Annotated in this window: 12 protein-coding genes; 6 read left to right on the forward strand and 6 right to left on the reverse strand. The window is 74.8% G+C overall.

Annotated elements, in window-relative coordinates; genetic code table 11:
- Positions 1–16: 16 nt before the first annotated feature.
- Positions 17–1,063 carry a LacI family DNA-binding transcriptional regulator gene (locus tag MJ876_RS06120; protein ID WP_240235330.1) on the reverse strand — a complete coding sequence of 349 codons (1,047 nt, stop codon included), beginning with the start codon at positions 1,061–1,063 and terminating at the stop codon, positions 17–19.
- Between the two features lie 84 nt (positions 1,064–1,147).
- Between MJ876_RS06120 and MJ876_RS06125 the strand changes: the two genes are divergently transcribed.
- Entirely contained in the window at positions 1,148–2,053 is a 906-nt protein-coding gene (locus MJ876_RS06125; protein WP_240235332.1) for a hypothetical protein, read from the forward strand.
- On the opposite strand, the gene MJ876_RS06130 is transcribed toward MJ876_RS06125, so the two are convergent.
- Positions 2,050–3,843: a CapA family protein gene (locus MJ876_RS06130; protein WP_240235334.1), complete on the reverse strand. Its 1,794-nt coding sequence runs from the start codon at positions 3,841–3,843 to the stop codon at positions 2,050–2,052. The two genes, MJ876_RS06125 and MJ876_RS06130, sit on opposite strands and share 4 nt — an antisense overlap.
- A gap of 208 nt (positions 3,844–4,051) precedes the next feature.
- On the opposite strand from MJ876_RS06130, the gene MJ876_RS06135 reads away from it, so the two are divergent.
- Positions 4,052–4,636 carry a hypothetical protein gene (locus tag MJ876_RS06135; RefSeq protein WP_240235336.1) on the forward strand — a complete coding sequence of 195 codons (585 nt, stop codon included), beginning with the start codon at positions 4,052–4,054 and terminating at the stop codon, positions 4,634–4,636.
- Positions 4,637–4,643: 7 nt separating this feature from the next.
- Here the strand turns inward: MJ876_RS06135 and MJ876_RS06140 are convergent, their stop codons facing one another.
- Positions 4,644–5,081 carry a DUF4190 domain-containing protein gene (locus MJ876_RS06140; RefSeq protein ID WP_240235337.1) on the reverse strand — a complete coding sequence of 146 codons (438 nt, stop codon included), beginning with the start codon at positions 5,079–5,081 and terminating at the stop codon, positions 4,644–4,646.
- Between the two features lie 118 nt (positions 5,082–5,199).
- On the opposite strand from MJ876_RS06140, the gene MJ876_RS06145 reads away from it, so the two are divergent.
- The 3 genes from MJ876_RS06145 (at position 5,200) to MJ876_RS06155 (ending at position 9,460) form a co-directional block, all read left to right on the forward strand.
- Entirely contained in the window at positions 5,200–6,405 is a 1,206-nt protein-coding gene (locus tag MJ876_RS06145) for a CdaR family transcriptional regulator (protein ID WP_240235339.1), read from the forward strand.
- A 183-nt stretch (positions 6,406–6,588) separates the two neighbouring features.
- Positions 6,589–8,973 carry a molybdopterin cofactor-binding domain-containing protein gene (locus tag MJ876_RS06150; RefSeq protein WP_240235341.1) on the forward strand — a complete coding sequence of 795 codons (2,385 nt, stop codon included), beginning with the start codon at positions 6,589–6,591 and terminating at the stop codon, positions 8,971–8,973.
- A gap of 10 nt (positions 8,974–8,983) precedes the next feature.
- A complete protein-coding gene (locus MJ876_RS06155) occupies positions 8,984–9,460 on the forward strand; it encodes a (2Fe-2S)-binding protein (RefSeq protein WP_240235343.1) in 477 nt (158 codons plus the stop codon).
- A 120-nt stretch (positions 9,461–9,580) separates the two neighbouring features.
- Here the strand turns inward: MJ876_RS06155 and MJ876_RS06160 are convergent, their stop codons facing one another.
- The 3 genes from MJ876_RS06160 to MJ876_RS06170 all read right to left on the reverse strand — a co-directional run bounded on the left by MJ876_RS06160 (position 9,581) and on the right by MJ876_RS06170 (position 11,620).
- The gene (locus tag MJ876_RS06160; RefSeq protein WP_240235345.1) at positions 9,581–10,384 is read right to left on the reverse strand and encodes an SDR family oxidoreductase; all 804 of its coding nucleotides are present in this window, start codon (positions 10,382–10,384) and stop codon (positions 9,581–9,583) included.
- 62 nt (positions 10,385–10,446) lie between these two features.
- Positions 10,447–11,196: an SDR family NAD(P)-dependent oxidoreductase gene (locus MJ876_RS06165; protein WP_240235347.1), complete on the reverse strand. Its 750-nt coding sequence runs from the start codon at positions 11,194–11,196 to the stop codon at positions 10,447–10,449.
- Positions 11,197–11,218: 22 nt separating this feature from the next.
- On the reverse strand, positions 11,219–11,620 hold the full coding sequence (locus MJ876_RS06170) for a hypothetical protein (RefSeq protein ID WP_240235348.1): 402 nt from the start codon (positions 11,618–11,620) through the stop codon (positions 11,219–11,221).
- Between the two features lie 72 nt (positions 11,621–11,692).
- On the opposite strand from MJ876_RS06170, the gene MJ876_RS06175 reads away from it, so the two are divergent.
- Positions 11,693–12,667, forward strand: a complete 975-nt coding sequence (locus MJ876_RS06175; protein WP_240235350.1) for a lipid kinase — start codon at positions 11,693–11,695, stop codon at positions 12,665–12,667.
- Positions 12,668–12,674: the final 7 nt, after the last annotated feature.

Raw genomic sequence — 12,674 nt, forward strand, 5'->3', positions numbered from 1 at the left:
GCTGTGAACGTTAACATCAGCCCGGCACCGCCCGGGGTGCCGCGGTCGTCGCCCGCAGCACCACCTCGGGCACCAGCAGGTCGACGCTCGGGGACGTCTCGCCGGCGAGTGCGCGCAGCGTCACCTCCACGGCCCGGCTGCCGAGGCGGGCGAACTCCTGACGCACGGTGGTCAGCGGTGGCCAGTAGAACGCCGCCTCGGGGACGTCGTCGAAGCCGACGACGCTGACGTCGTCCGGCACGCGGACGCCGCGCTCGTGCAGGGCGTTCAGCAGCCCCAGCGCCATGGAGTCGTTCGCGGCGAGGACGGCGGTCACGGCACCGGCCCCGGCGTCCCCGGCGAGGCGCCGGCCCGCGTCGTACCCGCTGGCCGAGGACCAGTCCCCCACCAGCTCCGGACCGGGCTCGACCCCGCGACGCTCGTGCGCCAGGAGCCAGCCGCTGCGTCGCTGGGCGGCCTCGATCCAGTCGAGGGGACCCGTCAGGTGCGCGACGGCGCGGTGGCCGAGGTCGAGCAGGTGGTCGGTCGCGAGGGTGGCGCCCTGCTGCTGGTCGATGCCGACCGCCATCGGCTCGCCGGGCCCGACCCCCTGGACGAGGACCACGGGGACGCCGAGGTCGAGGTCCCGCGCCCAGGCCCGCGCGCCGCTGTGGGCGACCGCGACCACGACGGCCTCGACCGCACGGTCCAGCAGACGGTCGACGGCGGCCCGCAGGGCCTCCTCGGTCTGCTCGGTCATGCTCGCGAGGCTGAGCTCGTAGCCCGCGTCGTGCAGCGCGTCCGACAGCGAGGTGAGGATCATGCTGGGCCCGTACAGCGCCAGGTGCGCCGAAATCAGCCCGACGCGTCCCGAGCGGTTGGTGGCCAGCGCGCGGGCCGCGCTGTTGCGGCGGTAGCCGGTCTCGGCGATCGCGGCGAGCACCCGCTCCCGGGTGTCGGGCTTCACGAGCGGGGAGTCGTTCATGACCCGGGAGACGGTCTGGTGCGACACCCCGGCGCGCGCGGCGACGTCGGCCATGGACGGCGAGCGCCCACCCCGCGCCCGGTCGCCCCCCATGCTCATGGGTCACACCCTAGGCGCGGAGAGGCGCCACCCGGGGTCGGCGAGTGGTCGAGCCGGGGGTGACGGCCTGCGAGGATGCCGGGCGTGGTCGCCGTGCGCCTCGCTCCCCTGTCCGCTGCCGACGTCGCGGCGTGGCGCGCGCAGCGGGAGGTCGCGGGTGATCCCCTGCCCGCCCCGGAGACCGGGGTCGTCCAGGAGGTGCTCGAGGTCGTCGTCGACGAGGTGGCCGTCGGCGGGCTGCTGCTCGAGCGCACGGCGGACGGCGACCGGTCACGCTGCGTCGTCCGGGAGCTGCAGACCACCCTCGACCCCGGGGACCGGCCCCGGTGGGCGGCCGTGCTCGCGGCGCTCGAGGACCACGCCCGGGCGGGTGGCGCGGAGGTCGTGGTGACCGCGGTCGACCTCGACCTCACCGTCCCCCTCTCCGACGCCGGCTGGCGCGCGGCGCTGACGATGCACGCCAAGCGGCTCGACCCCGGGGTGCTCGAGCTGCAGGACGACCGACGCGTCGAGGTCCGGCCCATGGACGACGCCGAGCGGGCCGCGTGGGTGCCGGACGCGTTGCGGGCGCTGCGCCGGGGGGCGACACGTGCCGGGTTGTCCGACCCTGCGGCGGGCGGGGTCGAGGCACGGCTCCTGGCCCTGGCCGACGGGCCCGTGGACCCCGCCGAGCTGCTCCTCGTCGGGGTGCTCGACGGCGAGGTCGTCGGGAGGTTCTGGGGGACGTCGCGCCCCGGTCCCGAGGGCCCCGTCCTGCTGGCGACCACCCTCGACCTGCTGCCCGGGCACCGCGGCCGCGGGGTCCTCGGCTCGTTCCTCGGGGCGATCCGCCGGCGGCTGGCCGACCTCGGCGTCGTCGAGGTGCGGCTGCACCTGCTCGGTCACCACCCGGGGCTGCGCCGGGCGTTCCTCGGTCTGGGCGTGGGCATCCACCGCGCGGTGATGACGAAGGACCTGCGCGCCGCCGTCGGTCGCGGGCCGGTCGACTAGGGCACGTAGAAGTGCTGGTAGTCGGCGAACGAGTCGCCCCACTCCCAGCCGATGCGCTCGAAGGCGCGGACCACCACGTCGCCGTCGCGGACGACGCCCTTGACGTACGGCGCTCCCGGCGAGCGGTCGGCGTCCACGAAGCGGCGGCCGGCGTCGGGAACGACGCCCTGCGGGCTGTCGTAGGGGTTCTGGATCGGGTTGATGTCGATCGCCCGGCCGAAGGCGTGGTCGGAGAACGAGTCGGAGCCCGCGACGGTGCGGCAGTTGTAGCCCGAGGAGTTGTTCGCCGCCATCGACCGGTCGTCGTCCGCGCCGTAGGCGTCGACCAGCCTCATCCGCGCGATCGGGAACCGCGCCCGGTACAGCTCGCGGAACACCTCGACGACGCCCTCGGCCTCCGAGGCGGCGACGACCAGCTCACCCATGCGGGTGCCGCCCTCGAAGTCCTGGTGACGCACGCGCAGGTAGCGCAGGTCGGCCAGGTCGACGGGGCAGGTCTCCACGTCGTGGCTGGCGCTCATGCGGTCACGGATCGCCTCGTCGACGCGCTCCACCCGGGCGGCGTACGCCGGGCGGTCGTTCCCGCCGTCCGGCTCGGGCTCGGGTGACGCCTGCTGGCGGTCGGGCTCCTGCTGCGTCTCCTGCTGCGGGTCACGGTCCTGGACGGCCGGGCCTCCCGGTGACCCGGGGGCGGCCTCGAGCCCGGCGCAGGTGCGACGGTCGGCCCACTCCCGCAGCGCCGCCTCGCGGGCCGCGCCGGTCGAGGGCCGCGCGGGTCCGCCGGCGAGCGGGATCCTCGCCGGCAGCCAGTCCTCGTCGACGACCTCGTCGCCGTCCATCCGCAGCCGCAGCACGCCGGACTCCGGCACCCGGCCGTGGTACCAGGCGAAGTTCCCGAGCCCGTAGTTGACGTAGGCGCCGTCGAGGACGCCGGAGCCCTGGAGCCGGTGGGCGTGCGCGCCGACGACGACGTCCGCACCGGCGTCGGCGAGGGTCTGCGCCAGGTAGGCCTGCCGGCCCGTGGGGCAGGTCGTGCTCTCGGCGCCCCAGTGGACGTAGACCACCACGAGGTCCTGCGTGGCCTCGGCCCGGCGGACGGCGCGCAGCAGGTTGCGCGGCGGGGTCGCGCGGGCCGAGGCGATGCCCGGGCCGCCCTCCCCCGAGGCCCAGATCGGGTCGGCGCTCTCCCGCATGGCCGCGTCGGCGGCGAGGACGGTGACGTCGGTGCCGCGGATCGTCGTGGAGTAGCCGCCGAACGCCTCGGCGCGGTCCTGGCCGACGCCGACGACCGCGAGGGGCGCGTCGGCCTTGATCTCGAGGGACTCCCGGACGCCCTCCAGGCCGTAGTCGGCCCCGTGGTTGTTCGCGATCGTGACGACGTCGACGCCCGAGCGGGCGAGCACGTCGAGCGCGGACGGCGGGCTGCGGAACCAGTAGCGCAGCGAGGGGTCCTCGAGCTCCTTGTCCGTCGGGGCGCCGCCACCGGACGTCAGGGCGCTCTCGAGGTTGACCATCGCCAGGTCGGCGTCGCGCAGGACGCCGGAGACCCGGCCCAGCGTCGACCGCGGCTGGCCGGGCAGGGCCGCGAGGGCGCCCTCGAAGTGGACGTCGCCCCCGAAGGCCAGGGTGAGGCGGCCGGGGGCCTCGTCGTCCTCGGCGCCCTCCCCGGCGGGCTCGACCATCTCCCCGGCGCCCGGGTCACGGTCGGCGTCCTCGGTCGAGCAGCCCGCGAGCAGGGCCGCCGCCAGGGCAGCCACCAGCGCCGCAGGTCCGAGTCTCCTGCCGCGCATCAGTCCCCCATCCGCCGTGCTCCAGCCATGGTGCCGGGGCGGGCCAAGGGCCGGGCCGAGGGACTGGCCGAGGGACGGGCCGAGGGACGGGCGCCGCTGCGGGTGGGCGGACCCCGGCTCCTCCCGGCGCCGAGGTGACCCACGGGATCCCGGTCGGCGGTCCAGACCGGCCTGGGCAGGGCCGCGCCGCCGCGCCACGATGCCCGGCATGAGCCTGCATCGTCCGAGCACCGCCGTCGCCGCGTCCGCCGTCGCCCTCGTCGCGACCCTCGGTCTCGCCGCTCCCGCCTCCGCCGACGTGGAGGTGCACCGCGACCCGCGCGGCGACGTCCGCCAGCTCGACGCGGGCGGCCCCCGGTCGTCCGCGGACGTCGTGCGCCTGCGCGGCGAGCACGCGGGCTCCCGGCTGTCGTTCGCCCTGGACCTGGCCGACCTCGCCGGGCCGGCCGACAGCGGCTCCGTGTACGCCGGGGTGCGGATGCGGACCCCGAACGGCACCGAGTTCACCGCGACGGCCAACCGGACCGACGGTGGCAAGGAGGTCGTGCTCTACCGCGGGCTGGGCGACGAGGTGGTCGACTGCCCCGGCCTCGAGGGCCGCTTCCTGTCCGACGCCGACCGCATCGCGTTCGTCGTGCCACGCTCCTGCGTGCAGCGTCCGCGCTGGGTCCGGTTCGGGGCCGTGGTCGGAGCCGGGGACAGCACGTCCTACGCGGACGACGCCCGCCGCGACGGCCGGGTCGACCGCGGCGGTCTGGCGAAGCTGGGCACGCGCCTGCTGCGCCGCGACTGAGAGGGCCTCAGCCGCCGAAGGTGTCCTCGAGGTCGCGCTCGAGCTGCCGCTCGCACTCGTCGACCTGCTGCTGCTGGCCGCCGGCGTCGGAGACGCACTGCTCGTAGCGCTGGGCGGCGTCGCTGTCGACGATCCTCGCCAGGAACGTGCCCGCGAGGACGGTCAGCGCGATCGCCAGGACCAGGCCGAGCAGGCCGGTGACCCAGCCGGTGATCGCGAGCCCGCGACCGCCCGCCTTGCCCTTCTTCGCCCGGCTGGAGGCGATGAGGCCGAGGATGAGGGCGGGCAGGCCGAGGAGCACGCCCCCGATCACCGTCCAGCACAGCAGCAGGGCCAGCACGCCGAGGATCAGGGCGGTGACGGCCATGCCCTTGCCCTGCTTGGCGCCGTCGTACGACTGGTGGTGGGGGTGTCCGGACTGCGGCGGCATCTCGTAGGAGCTCACGCCGACAGACTGTCGGAGGTTGCCGTGGTGTACAACGATGCCTCGCCGTGTGACGTCCGTCATTCTCGCTCGTTGGCCCTGACAAGATCGAGGAGGAACGGGCGAGTCGGGAGGGTCGATGATCGAGACCGCGGCGGACTGGCGTGCGGACACGCTCGCCTTCCTGGTGGAGCACCGGGAGCAGCGCACGCTCGTGCTGACCGAGCGTCTCGTCGCCACGATCGAGGACGACCACCTCGCCTACCGCCGCGCCGGCGTGGTCTCCCACGCCGACCTGGCCCACTCCTGCCGGACCAACGTCACGGCCATCCTCGACCTGATCGTGGGCGCCCTCGCCGGCGACGTGCCCCGGCCGGACAAGGCGGACGAGTCCGTGTTCTGGCCCGCCCGGACCACCGGCTCCCTGCGCGCCGAGCAGGGCCAGCCCCTGGACGACGTGCTGCGGTCGTTCCGGCTCGGCGGGCGCCTGATCTGGGACGACCTGCTGGAGACGGGGGCCGAGCGGCTCGACGGGCGGGGGCTTCGCGAGGTCGGCTCGCTGCTGTGGGAGGCGGTCGACGCGACGTCGGCGCGCGTCGCGGCGGCGTACCACCACCGGGACCGCTCCCGCGTCCGCAGCGACGAGGAGCGGCGGGCCACCCTCTGGGAGGGCGTCCTGCGCGGTCGCGCCCGCGACCCGGGCTTCGCCGCCGAGGCCGCCGAGGCCCTCGACCTCCCTCCGGCCGGCGAGCTGGTCGTCGCCGTCCTCGAGCCCGTGGAGCCCCGGAGGGCGGAACGCGCCGTGGCTCCGCACGCCTCCGCGTTCCTCAGCCGGGGCGACGTGACGGTCGGCCTGGTGGCACTGCGCGAGGACGTCCCGGACGCCGCGCACCGCGCCCTCGCGACGCTCGCGGGCGGCAAGGACGGGCGCACCGTCGCCGTCTCCTCGGTCGTGCTCGGCCTCGGCGGGGCCGACGAGGGCTACCGCCAGGCGCGCCTGGCCCTGCGCTCCGGACCGGCGTCCGGCGGGCTGGTCCGCTACGAGGACGTGCTGCCCGAGGCCCTGCTGCTCTCGGTGCCCGACGTCTCCGACCGGCTGCGCCGCCGCTGGGTCGCACCCCTCGTGGAGCTCGGCGAGGAGGGGCGCATGCTCCTGGCCACCCTCGAGGCCTGGGTCGCCGCCGGCGGCTCGGCGAGCCGTGCCGCCCCCCTCGTGCCCTGCCACCGCAACACGGTCCTCAACCGCCTGCGTCGGGTCACCCAGGTCACCGGTCTCGCGCTCGACGACGACGCGCCCCCGCTCGACCTGGACCTCGCCCTGCGGGCCCGCCGCCTGCTGCGCTGAGCGGGCGCCGGGCCGTCCCCGAACGGGTCCCGAGGTGTTGTGCAGATTGCCCAACGCTTCGCAGAGGGCCTGGACTCCTCGTCATGGTCCACCCCTGTGACGGCTGCCACAGTCGAACGGACGTCGTCGACGCCTCCTCCCCCGGGGTCCCCTCCGGAGCGTCGACGAGGACTCGGAGTGAGCATGACCGACACGTTCCGACACGAGCCGGAGGCACGGGGCGACGACACCACCACGACCGACGGCGACGCCTCGGGTCTGCGCCGACGCACCTTCATGGGGTGGGTGCTCGCCGGCACGACGCTGACCGTGGCCGCCGACCTGGGTCTCGCGAGGCCCGCCGCCGCGGTGATCCCGTCCGGACCGCAGGTCGCCGACGTCTACGACCTCGAGGACGCGCAGACCGACTCCGCGCTGCCCACCTCGCAGCTCATCCAGATCACCATCACCGAGCAGGGCACCGCCGAGTTCGAGCTCCCCCGCACCGAGGTCGGTCAGGGCATCCTGACCTCGACCGCGATGATCATCGCCGAGGAGCTCGACCTCCCGGTCTCGAAGGTCAAGGTCACGATGGCCAAGGCCCGCCCCGAGCTGCTGTTCAACCAGCTCACCGGTGGCTCCAACACCACGTTCTCCACCTACACCCCGATCCGCGTCGCGGCCGCGATCGCCCGCCAGCAGCTGCTGGAGGCCGCCGCCATCCTCTTCGGCACGAACGCCGACCGCCTGATCACCGTCGGCGGCGTCGTCCGCGACACGCTCGGCAACGAGGCGACGTACGGCGACCTCGCCGTCGACGCCGCGAAGCAGGTCGTCGAGGCCGTCGAGGTCGTGCTGCGCCCCGAGTCGAAGTTCCGCACCATCGGCAAGCCGCAGAGCCGCCTCGACGCCCGCGACGCCGTCACCGGCAAGAAGAAGTTCACCGGTGACCTCAAGGTCAAGGACGCGCTGCCCACCATGGTGTGCCGTCCTCCGACGCACCGCGGCTCGCCGCAGGCGCTGCAGAACCAGTCGCAGATCGAGCGGATGCCCGGCGTCACCCACGTGGCGCAGATCCCGACCGGCATCGCGGTGCGGGCCAAGACCTTCGGCCAGTGCATCGACGCGATCCGGAAGATGCAGGTCACCTGGAACCCCGGCTCCGCCGCCGCGGAGAGCGACGAGACGATCCTCGCGGAGCTGCGGGCCGCCGAGATCCCGCTGGCCGTCCCGGAGGTCGACCTGCCGGGGGTCGTCAAGACCGTCGAGACCGACTGCGTCTTCGCGTTCAAGTCGAGCGCCGCCCTCGAGCCGTACACGGCCATCGCCGACGTGCGTGAGGACTCGGCGGAGATCTGGGCCGGCCTGAAGGCCCCGATCGTCGCCCAGCAGGACGTCGCCCGCGACTGCGGGCTGTCGCCCAGCGCCGTCACGATCAACGTGATCACCGGCGGCGGGTCCTTCGGCCACAAGCTGTTCGGCGACCACGCCCGCGAGGCCGCCCAGGCCTCCAAGGCGATGGGCGTGCCGGTCAAGCTGATGTGGCACCGTGCCGACGAGCCCCGCCAGGGCCGCCTGCACCCGATGGCGACGTCCCGGGTGCGCGCCACGGTCGTCGGCGGCGAGGTCGCGGCCTTCGAGCAGCGCCACACCAGCATCCTCATGGACTGGAGCCACGGCTTCGGCGACCAGCTCACCTCCGTCGCCGACGAGCTGCCCCCGCAGCTCGGCGGCTACACGATCTCGCAGAGCATCTTCGCGCTCACCCAGCAGCTGCCCTACAACTTCGGTGTCGTCGACCAGCTCCTCAACGAGACGCTGACCCCGGGCGACGCGGTCGACGAGCGCTTCGCGAGCGGGTCGATGCGCAACATCTACTCCCCCGACGTCCGGACGGCGGCCGAGCTGACCGTCGACAAGCTCGCCAAGCTGGCGAAGAAGGACCCGGTCGAGTTCCGCCTGGCGCACCTGAAGGACCCGCGGGTCAAGGCGGTCCTGCGGAAGGTGGCGAAGGAGGGCAACTGGGGCCGCCGGATGCCGGCCGGCACGGCGCAGGGCGTGGCCATCCACAAGGAGTACAAGGGCTGCACCGCGGTGCTCATCGAGATCGACTGCCGGCCCGCGACGGTGAACCGGAACCTCGGCCCCGAGACCGTGACCGGGCCCCGCGTGACCAAGGCCGTCATCGCGGTCGACCCCGGCCTGGTGATCAACCCGCGGGGGCTCGAGGCCCAGATGATCGGCGGCTGCATGGACGGCATCGCGCTGACGCTGACGAGCAGCAACCACCTCAGGGACGGCCGCTTCCTCGAGGCCAGCTGGGACAACTACTTCTACACGCGGCAGTGGAACGTCCCGTTCGAGACCGAGGTCCACATCGTCGACTCGGACTCCGACACCCCCGGTGGTGCCGGCGAGGCGGCGACGGGCTCGACGGCCGCGGCGGTGGCCTGCGCCTACGCGAGGGCCACCGGCACGAACCCGACGTACTTCCCGATCCAGCACGAGAAGCCGTTGGCGTTCAAGCCGAAGTCGTTCGAACCCTCCGTCCCCCAGTCGCCGACCAACGGTCTCAACCGGACCTACTGAGGAGCCAGACATGCCGAAGCAGACATTCGTCCTCAACGGGAGGACGACCACGGTGAACGTGGCCGACGACGTCCGCGTCCTGTGGGTCCTCCGCGACATCCTCGGGGTCACCGGGCCGAAGTACGGCTGCGGGATCAACGTGTGCAAGGCCTGCACCTCGCACATCAACGGCAAGGCGTTCAACCCGTGCGCCGTGCGGGTCGGCGACCTGAAGCCGAAGGACCGCATCACCACCATCGAGGGCCTCGCGGACACCGCGCCGGGAGACCTGCACCCGATGCAGCAGGCGTGGCTCGACCTGGACGTCAGCCAGTGCGGCTACTGCCAGCCCGGCCAGATCATGGCCGCGGTGGCGCTGGTGAAGAAGGTGCGGCGCGAGGGCCGGGAGATCCAGGAGTCCGACCTCGACGGCATCCGCAACATCTGCCGGTGCGGGACCTACCCGCGCATCCGCGACGCCATCCGGCAGGGTGCCGCCCGGATGTGACCCATCCCCCTGTCGAGGGGGGGGGGGGGGGGGGGGGCCCGCGCCCCCCCCGGCGGGGGGGGGGGGGGGGGGGGCGCCCCCCCCCCCCCGTCGCACGTCCGGGGGAGGCCCGGGCCCGGCTCAGGCGTGCGCGAGCCTCTTGTTCACCAGACGGGTCAGCCACGCCGGCGAGAAGCGGGAGCCGAGGGACAGCACCTTCGTCTGGGTGCCGACCGGGAAGTGCACCTGGTGCAGCGCCTCGCTGTGCCGCGGCGGCTCGACGGCCAGCAGGACGGCGTCCGCGATGTCCTGGGCGGTGAGGCGGATCCCGAGCGAGCCGGTGGTGCCCGTCGACCAGCCCTGCGTCATCGCCGTCTGCACGAACAGCGGCCACAGGGCGCGCACGCGGATGCCCTGCGGGCCCCACTCCAGGTCGAGCGCCTCGGTGACGCCGCGGACGTAGAACTTGGTCGCCGAGTAGTTGGCGAGCTCGGGCTGGCCGTAGATGGCGGACGCCGACGCCATGTTCACCACGACGGCGTCGCCCTGCTCGGACGCCGTGCGGCGCAGGTGCGGGTAGCCCGCGTGCAGGCCGTGCATGACGCCCTTGACGTTGATGTCGACCTCGCGGCCGTGCGCCTCGGCGTCGCGGTCGGTGAAGGCCCCGGCGAGCAGGATGCCCGCGTTGTTGACCAGCGCGTCGAGGCGGCCGGTGTGCTCCACGAGCTCGGCCAGCCGGGCCTCGAACTCCCCCGCGTCGGTGACGTCGAGGCGACCGGTGCGGACCTCGCCCGGCAGGGTCGCGGCCTCCTCGGCGAGGTCGGCGAGGCCGGCCTCGTCGACGTCGTACGCGCCGACGGTCCAGCCGCGCGTCGCGAACGTCAGCGCCGTCGCTCGTCCGATGCCTGCCGCCGCGCCGGTCACGGCCACCACCCGGGTACTCATGGCCGCCATTCCTACCAGCCGGTAACCCGGACCGCCCACGGACTGGGACGGACGTCACCTGCTCACGGCGCGCTGGCGCCACCGGTCACGGGCAGGACGGTCCCGGTGACGAACCGCGCCTCGGCCGAGGCCAGCCACACCACCGCGGCCGCCACCTCCTCCGGGGTGCCCTGGCGGCCCAGGGGCACGGTGGCGGCGTACGCCGCGAGGTCGTCGGGGTCCGCGCCGGCGTGCCGCTCGACGGGCACCCAGCCGGGGGCGACCGTGTTGACGGTGATGCCGTGCGGGCCCAGGTCGCGGGCGGTGACGCGGGCCAGCGCGTGCTGCGCGCCCTTCGCCGCGACGTAGGCCGCGGCGCCCGCGGGCGCCGTCCACGCCACCTCCGAGCCGACGTGCACGATCCGTCCCTCGCCGCGCTCGGCCATCGGGCCGACGACGGCCCCCTGGAGCAGCACGGGGCTGCGGACGAAGAAGTCGAGCATCGGCTCCACCTGCTCGAGCGTGAGCCCCAGCGTCGGTGTCGGCGGCTGCGGCCCGGTGGCGTTGACGACGAGCACGCCGACGCTCCCGAGCGCCGCGACCGTCGCGGTGACGACGTCCGCGACCCCGTCGGGGGTGGTGACATCGCCGCCGACGGCCTCCGCGGTGCCGCCGGCGTCCCGGATCGCGGCGACCACGCGCTCGGCCGCCCCGCGGCCCTCGCGGTAGCCCACGGCCACCGGCTGCCCGGTCGCGGCGAGGCCGCGCGCGATCGCCGCGCCGAGGCCGCGCGAGGCCCCGGTGACGAGCGCGCAGCCGGCCACGGCAGTCATCGGTGCGCCCCCACGCCTGCCCTCACGCGCCGGGCTGGTGCCGGACGGCGGGCTCGGCGACCACGGGCAGGCGCGGGACCCCGCCGAGCGCCTTGCGGTAGCGCACGTGCAGGCCGTGGGTCTCCAGCGCCGACCAGAGCGCGGAGTGGGCCGCCCACGGCAGCGGCTCGTCGCCGGTGCGCCAGCCCTCGCCGAACGCGACCCAGACCGGCGTCCAGGCAGCGGCGTCGTCCCAGGCGCCGCGGCGGGCCTCCACCATCCGGCGGCGCATCTGGAACGCGGCGCGCGGGCCGTCGGTGTGCACCGGGGCGGAGGCCACCGGCCAGACCCACAGGTCGAGCGAGGCCAGGTGCGCGGACACGTCGGCCAGCACGGCCGGGTCCACCAGCACCGTGGCGACGTTCTCGTGTGGTCTGCGCCTCACCCCGGGCACGCTACGCCTTCTCCCGCCGTCTCCTTCAGGTGGTGTTCAGGGCCGGTCCGTACCGTCCGGAGGGTGCAGCCGTCCCGCCCCCTCGCCCCCCGGAAATCCCGCGCCGTCCTCGTCGTGAACGGCGCCTCCCGCCGCGGCGCCGCCGCTGCCGCGACGGCCGAGCGGCTGATGCGGGCCCAGGGCTGGCGCGACCTCGAGGTGCGGCGCCTCGAGGGCGGGGCCGACCTGCCCGCGACCCTCGGGGCCGCGGTCGCCACCGCGCCCGACCTGCTGGTGGTCGGGGGCGGCGACGGGTCGCTGAGCTGCGGTGCCGGGGCCGTCGCGGGCACCGAGGTCGTCCTCGGCGTGCTGCCGCTCGGGACGGCCAACGACTTCGCCCGCACGCTGCAGGTCCCCCACGACCTCCCGAGCGCCGTCGCGACCCTGACCGAGGGTCACGTCGTCGACATCGACCTCGGCCGAGTGGGGCTCGTGCCGTACCTCAACGTCGCGTCGATCGGCCTGTCCGTCGGCGTCACCGAGAAGCTCAGCCCGCGCCTGAAGAAGCGCCTCGGCCCGCTGGCCTACCCGGTCGCGACCCTGGCGGCGTACCGCGCGCACGAGCCGTTCTCGGCCCGCCTCGAGTTCCCGGACGGCGACCACGAGACGCTCGAGCTGCACGACCTGCTCCAGGTCGCGGTCGGCAACGGACGCCACTACGGCGGCGGCAACGCGGTCTCCCCCACCGCCTCGCTCGACGACCACCTGCTCGACGTGTACGCGATCGTCCGCGGCCGGCTGCGCGACCACGTGTCGATCGCGCGGCTGCTCAAGGACGGCTCGTTCGTCGAGCACGAGCGGGTCCACCACGTCGCCACCCGACGGCTGCGCGTCGTCACCGAGCCCGACCTCGGGGTCAACCTCGACGGGGAGATCGCGGCCCGCACGCCGGCCGACTTCACGGTCGAGCGCAACGCCGTCCACGTCGTCGTCCCGGTGCACTCCGCGGCCGCCGTCCTCGACGGACCCGGACCGTCCGCCACCGGGACGCACTCCTAGATTCGGA

Source organism: Nocardioides sp. CFH 31398 (assembly GCF_022436705.1).
Classification (GTDB): domain Bacteria; phylum Actinomycetota; class Actinomycetes; order Propionibacteriales; family Nocardioidaceae; genus Nocardioides.

Excerpts from the sequence above, each read along its gene's own strand:
- MJ876_RS06155 (WP_240235343.1), top strand. The coding sequence starts at position 8,984 with ATGCCGAAGCAGACATTCGTCCTCAACGGGAGGACGACCACGGTGAAC.
- MJ876_RS06165 (WP_240235347.1), bottom strand. The coding sequence starts at position 11,196 with ATGACTGCCGTGGCCGGCTGCGCGCTCGTCACCGGGGCCTCGCGCGGC.
- MJ876_RS06160 (WP_240235345.1), bottom strand. The coding sequence starts at position 10,384 with ATGAGTACCCGGGTGGTGGCCGTGACCGGCGCGGCGGCAGGCATCGGA.
- MJ876_RS06135 (WP_240235336.1), top strand. The coding sequence starts at position 4,052 with ATGAGCCTGCATCGTCCGAGCACCGCCGTCGCCGCGTCCGCCGTCGCC.
- MJ876_RS06120 (WP_240235330.1), bottom strand. The coding sequence starts at position 1,063 with ATGAGCATGGGGGGCGACCGGGCGCGGGGTGGGCGCTCGCCGTCCATG.
- MJ876_RS06130 (WP_240235334.1), bottom strand. The coding sequence starts at position 3,843 with ATGCGCGGCAGGAGACTCGGACCTGCGGCGCTGGTGGCTGCCCTGGCG.
- MJ876_RS06150 (WP_240235341.1), top strand. The coding sequence starts at position 6,589 with ATGACCGACACGTTCCGACACGAGCCGGAGGCACGGGGCGACGACACC.
- MJ876_RS06145 (WP_240235339.1), top strand. The coding sequence starts at position 5,200 with ATGATCGAGACCGCGGCGGACTGGCGTGCGGACACGCTCGCCTTCCTG.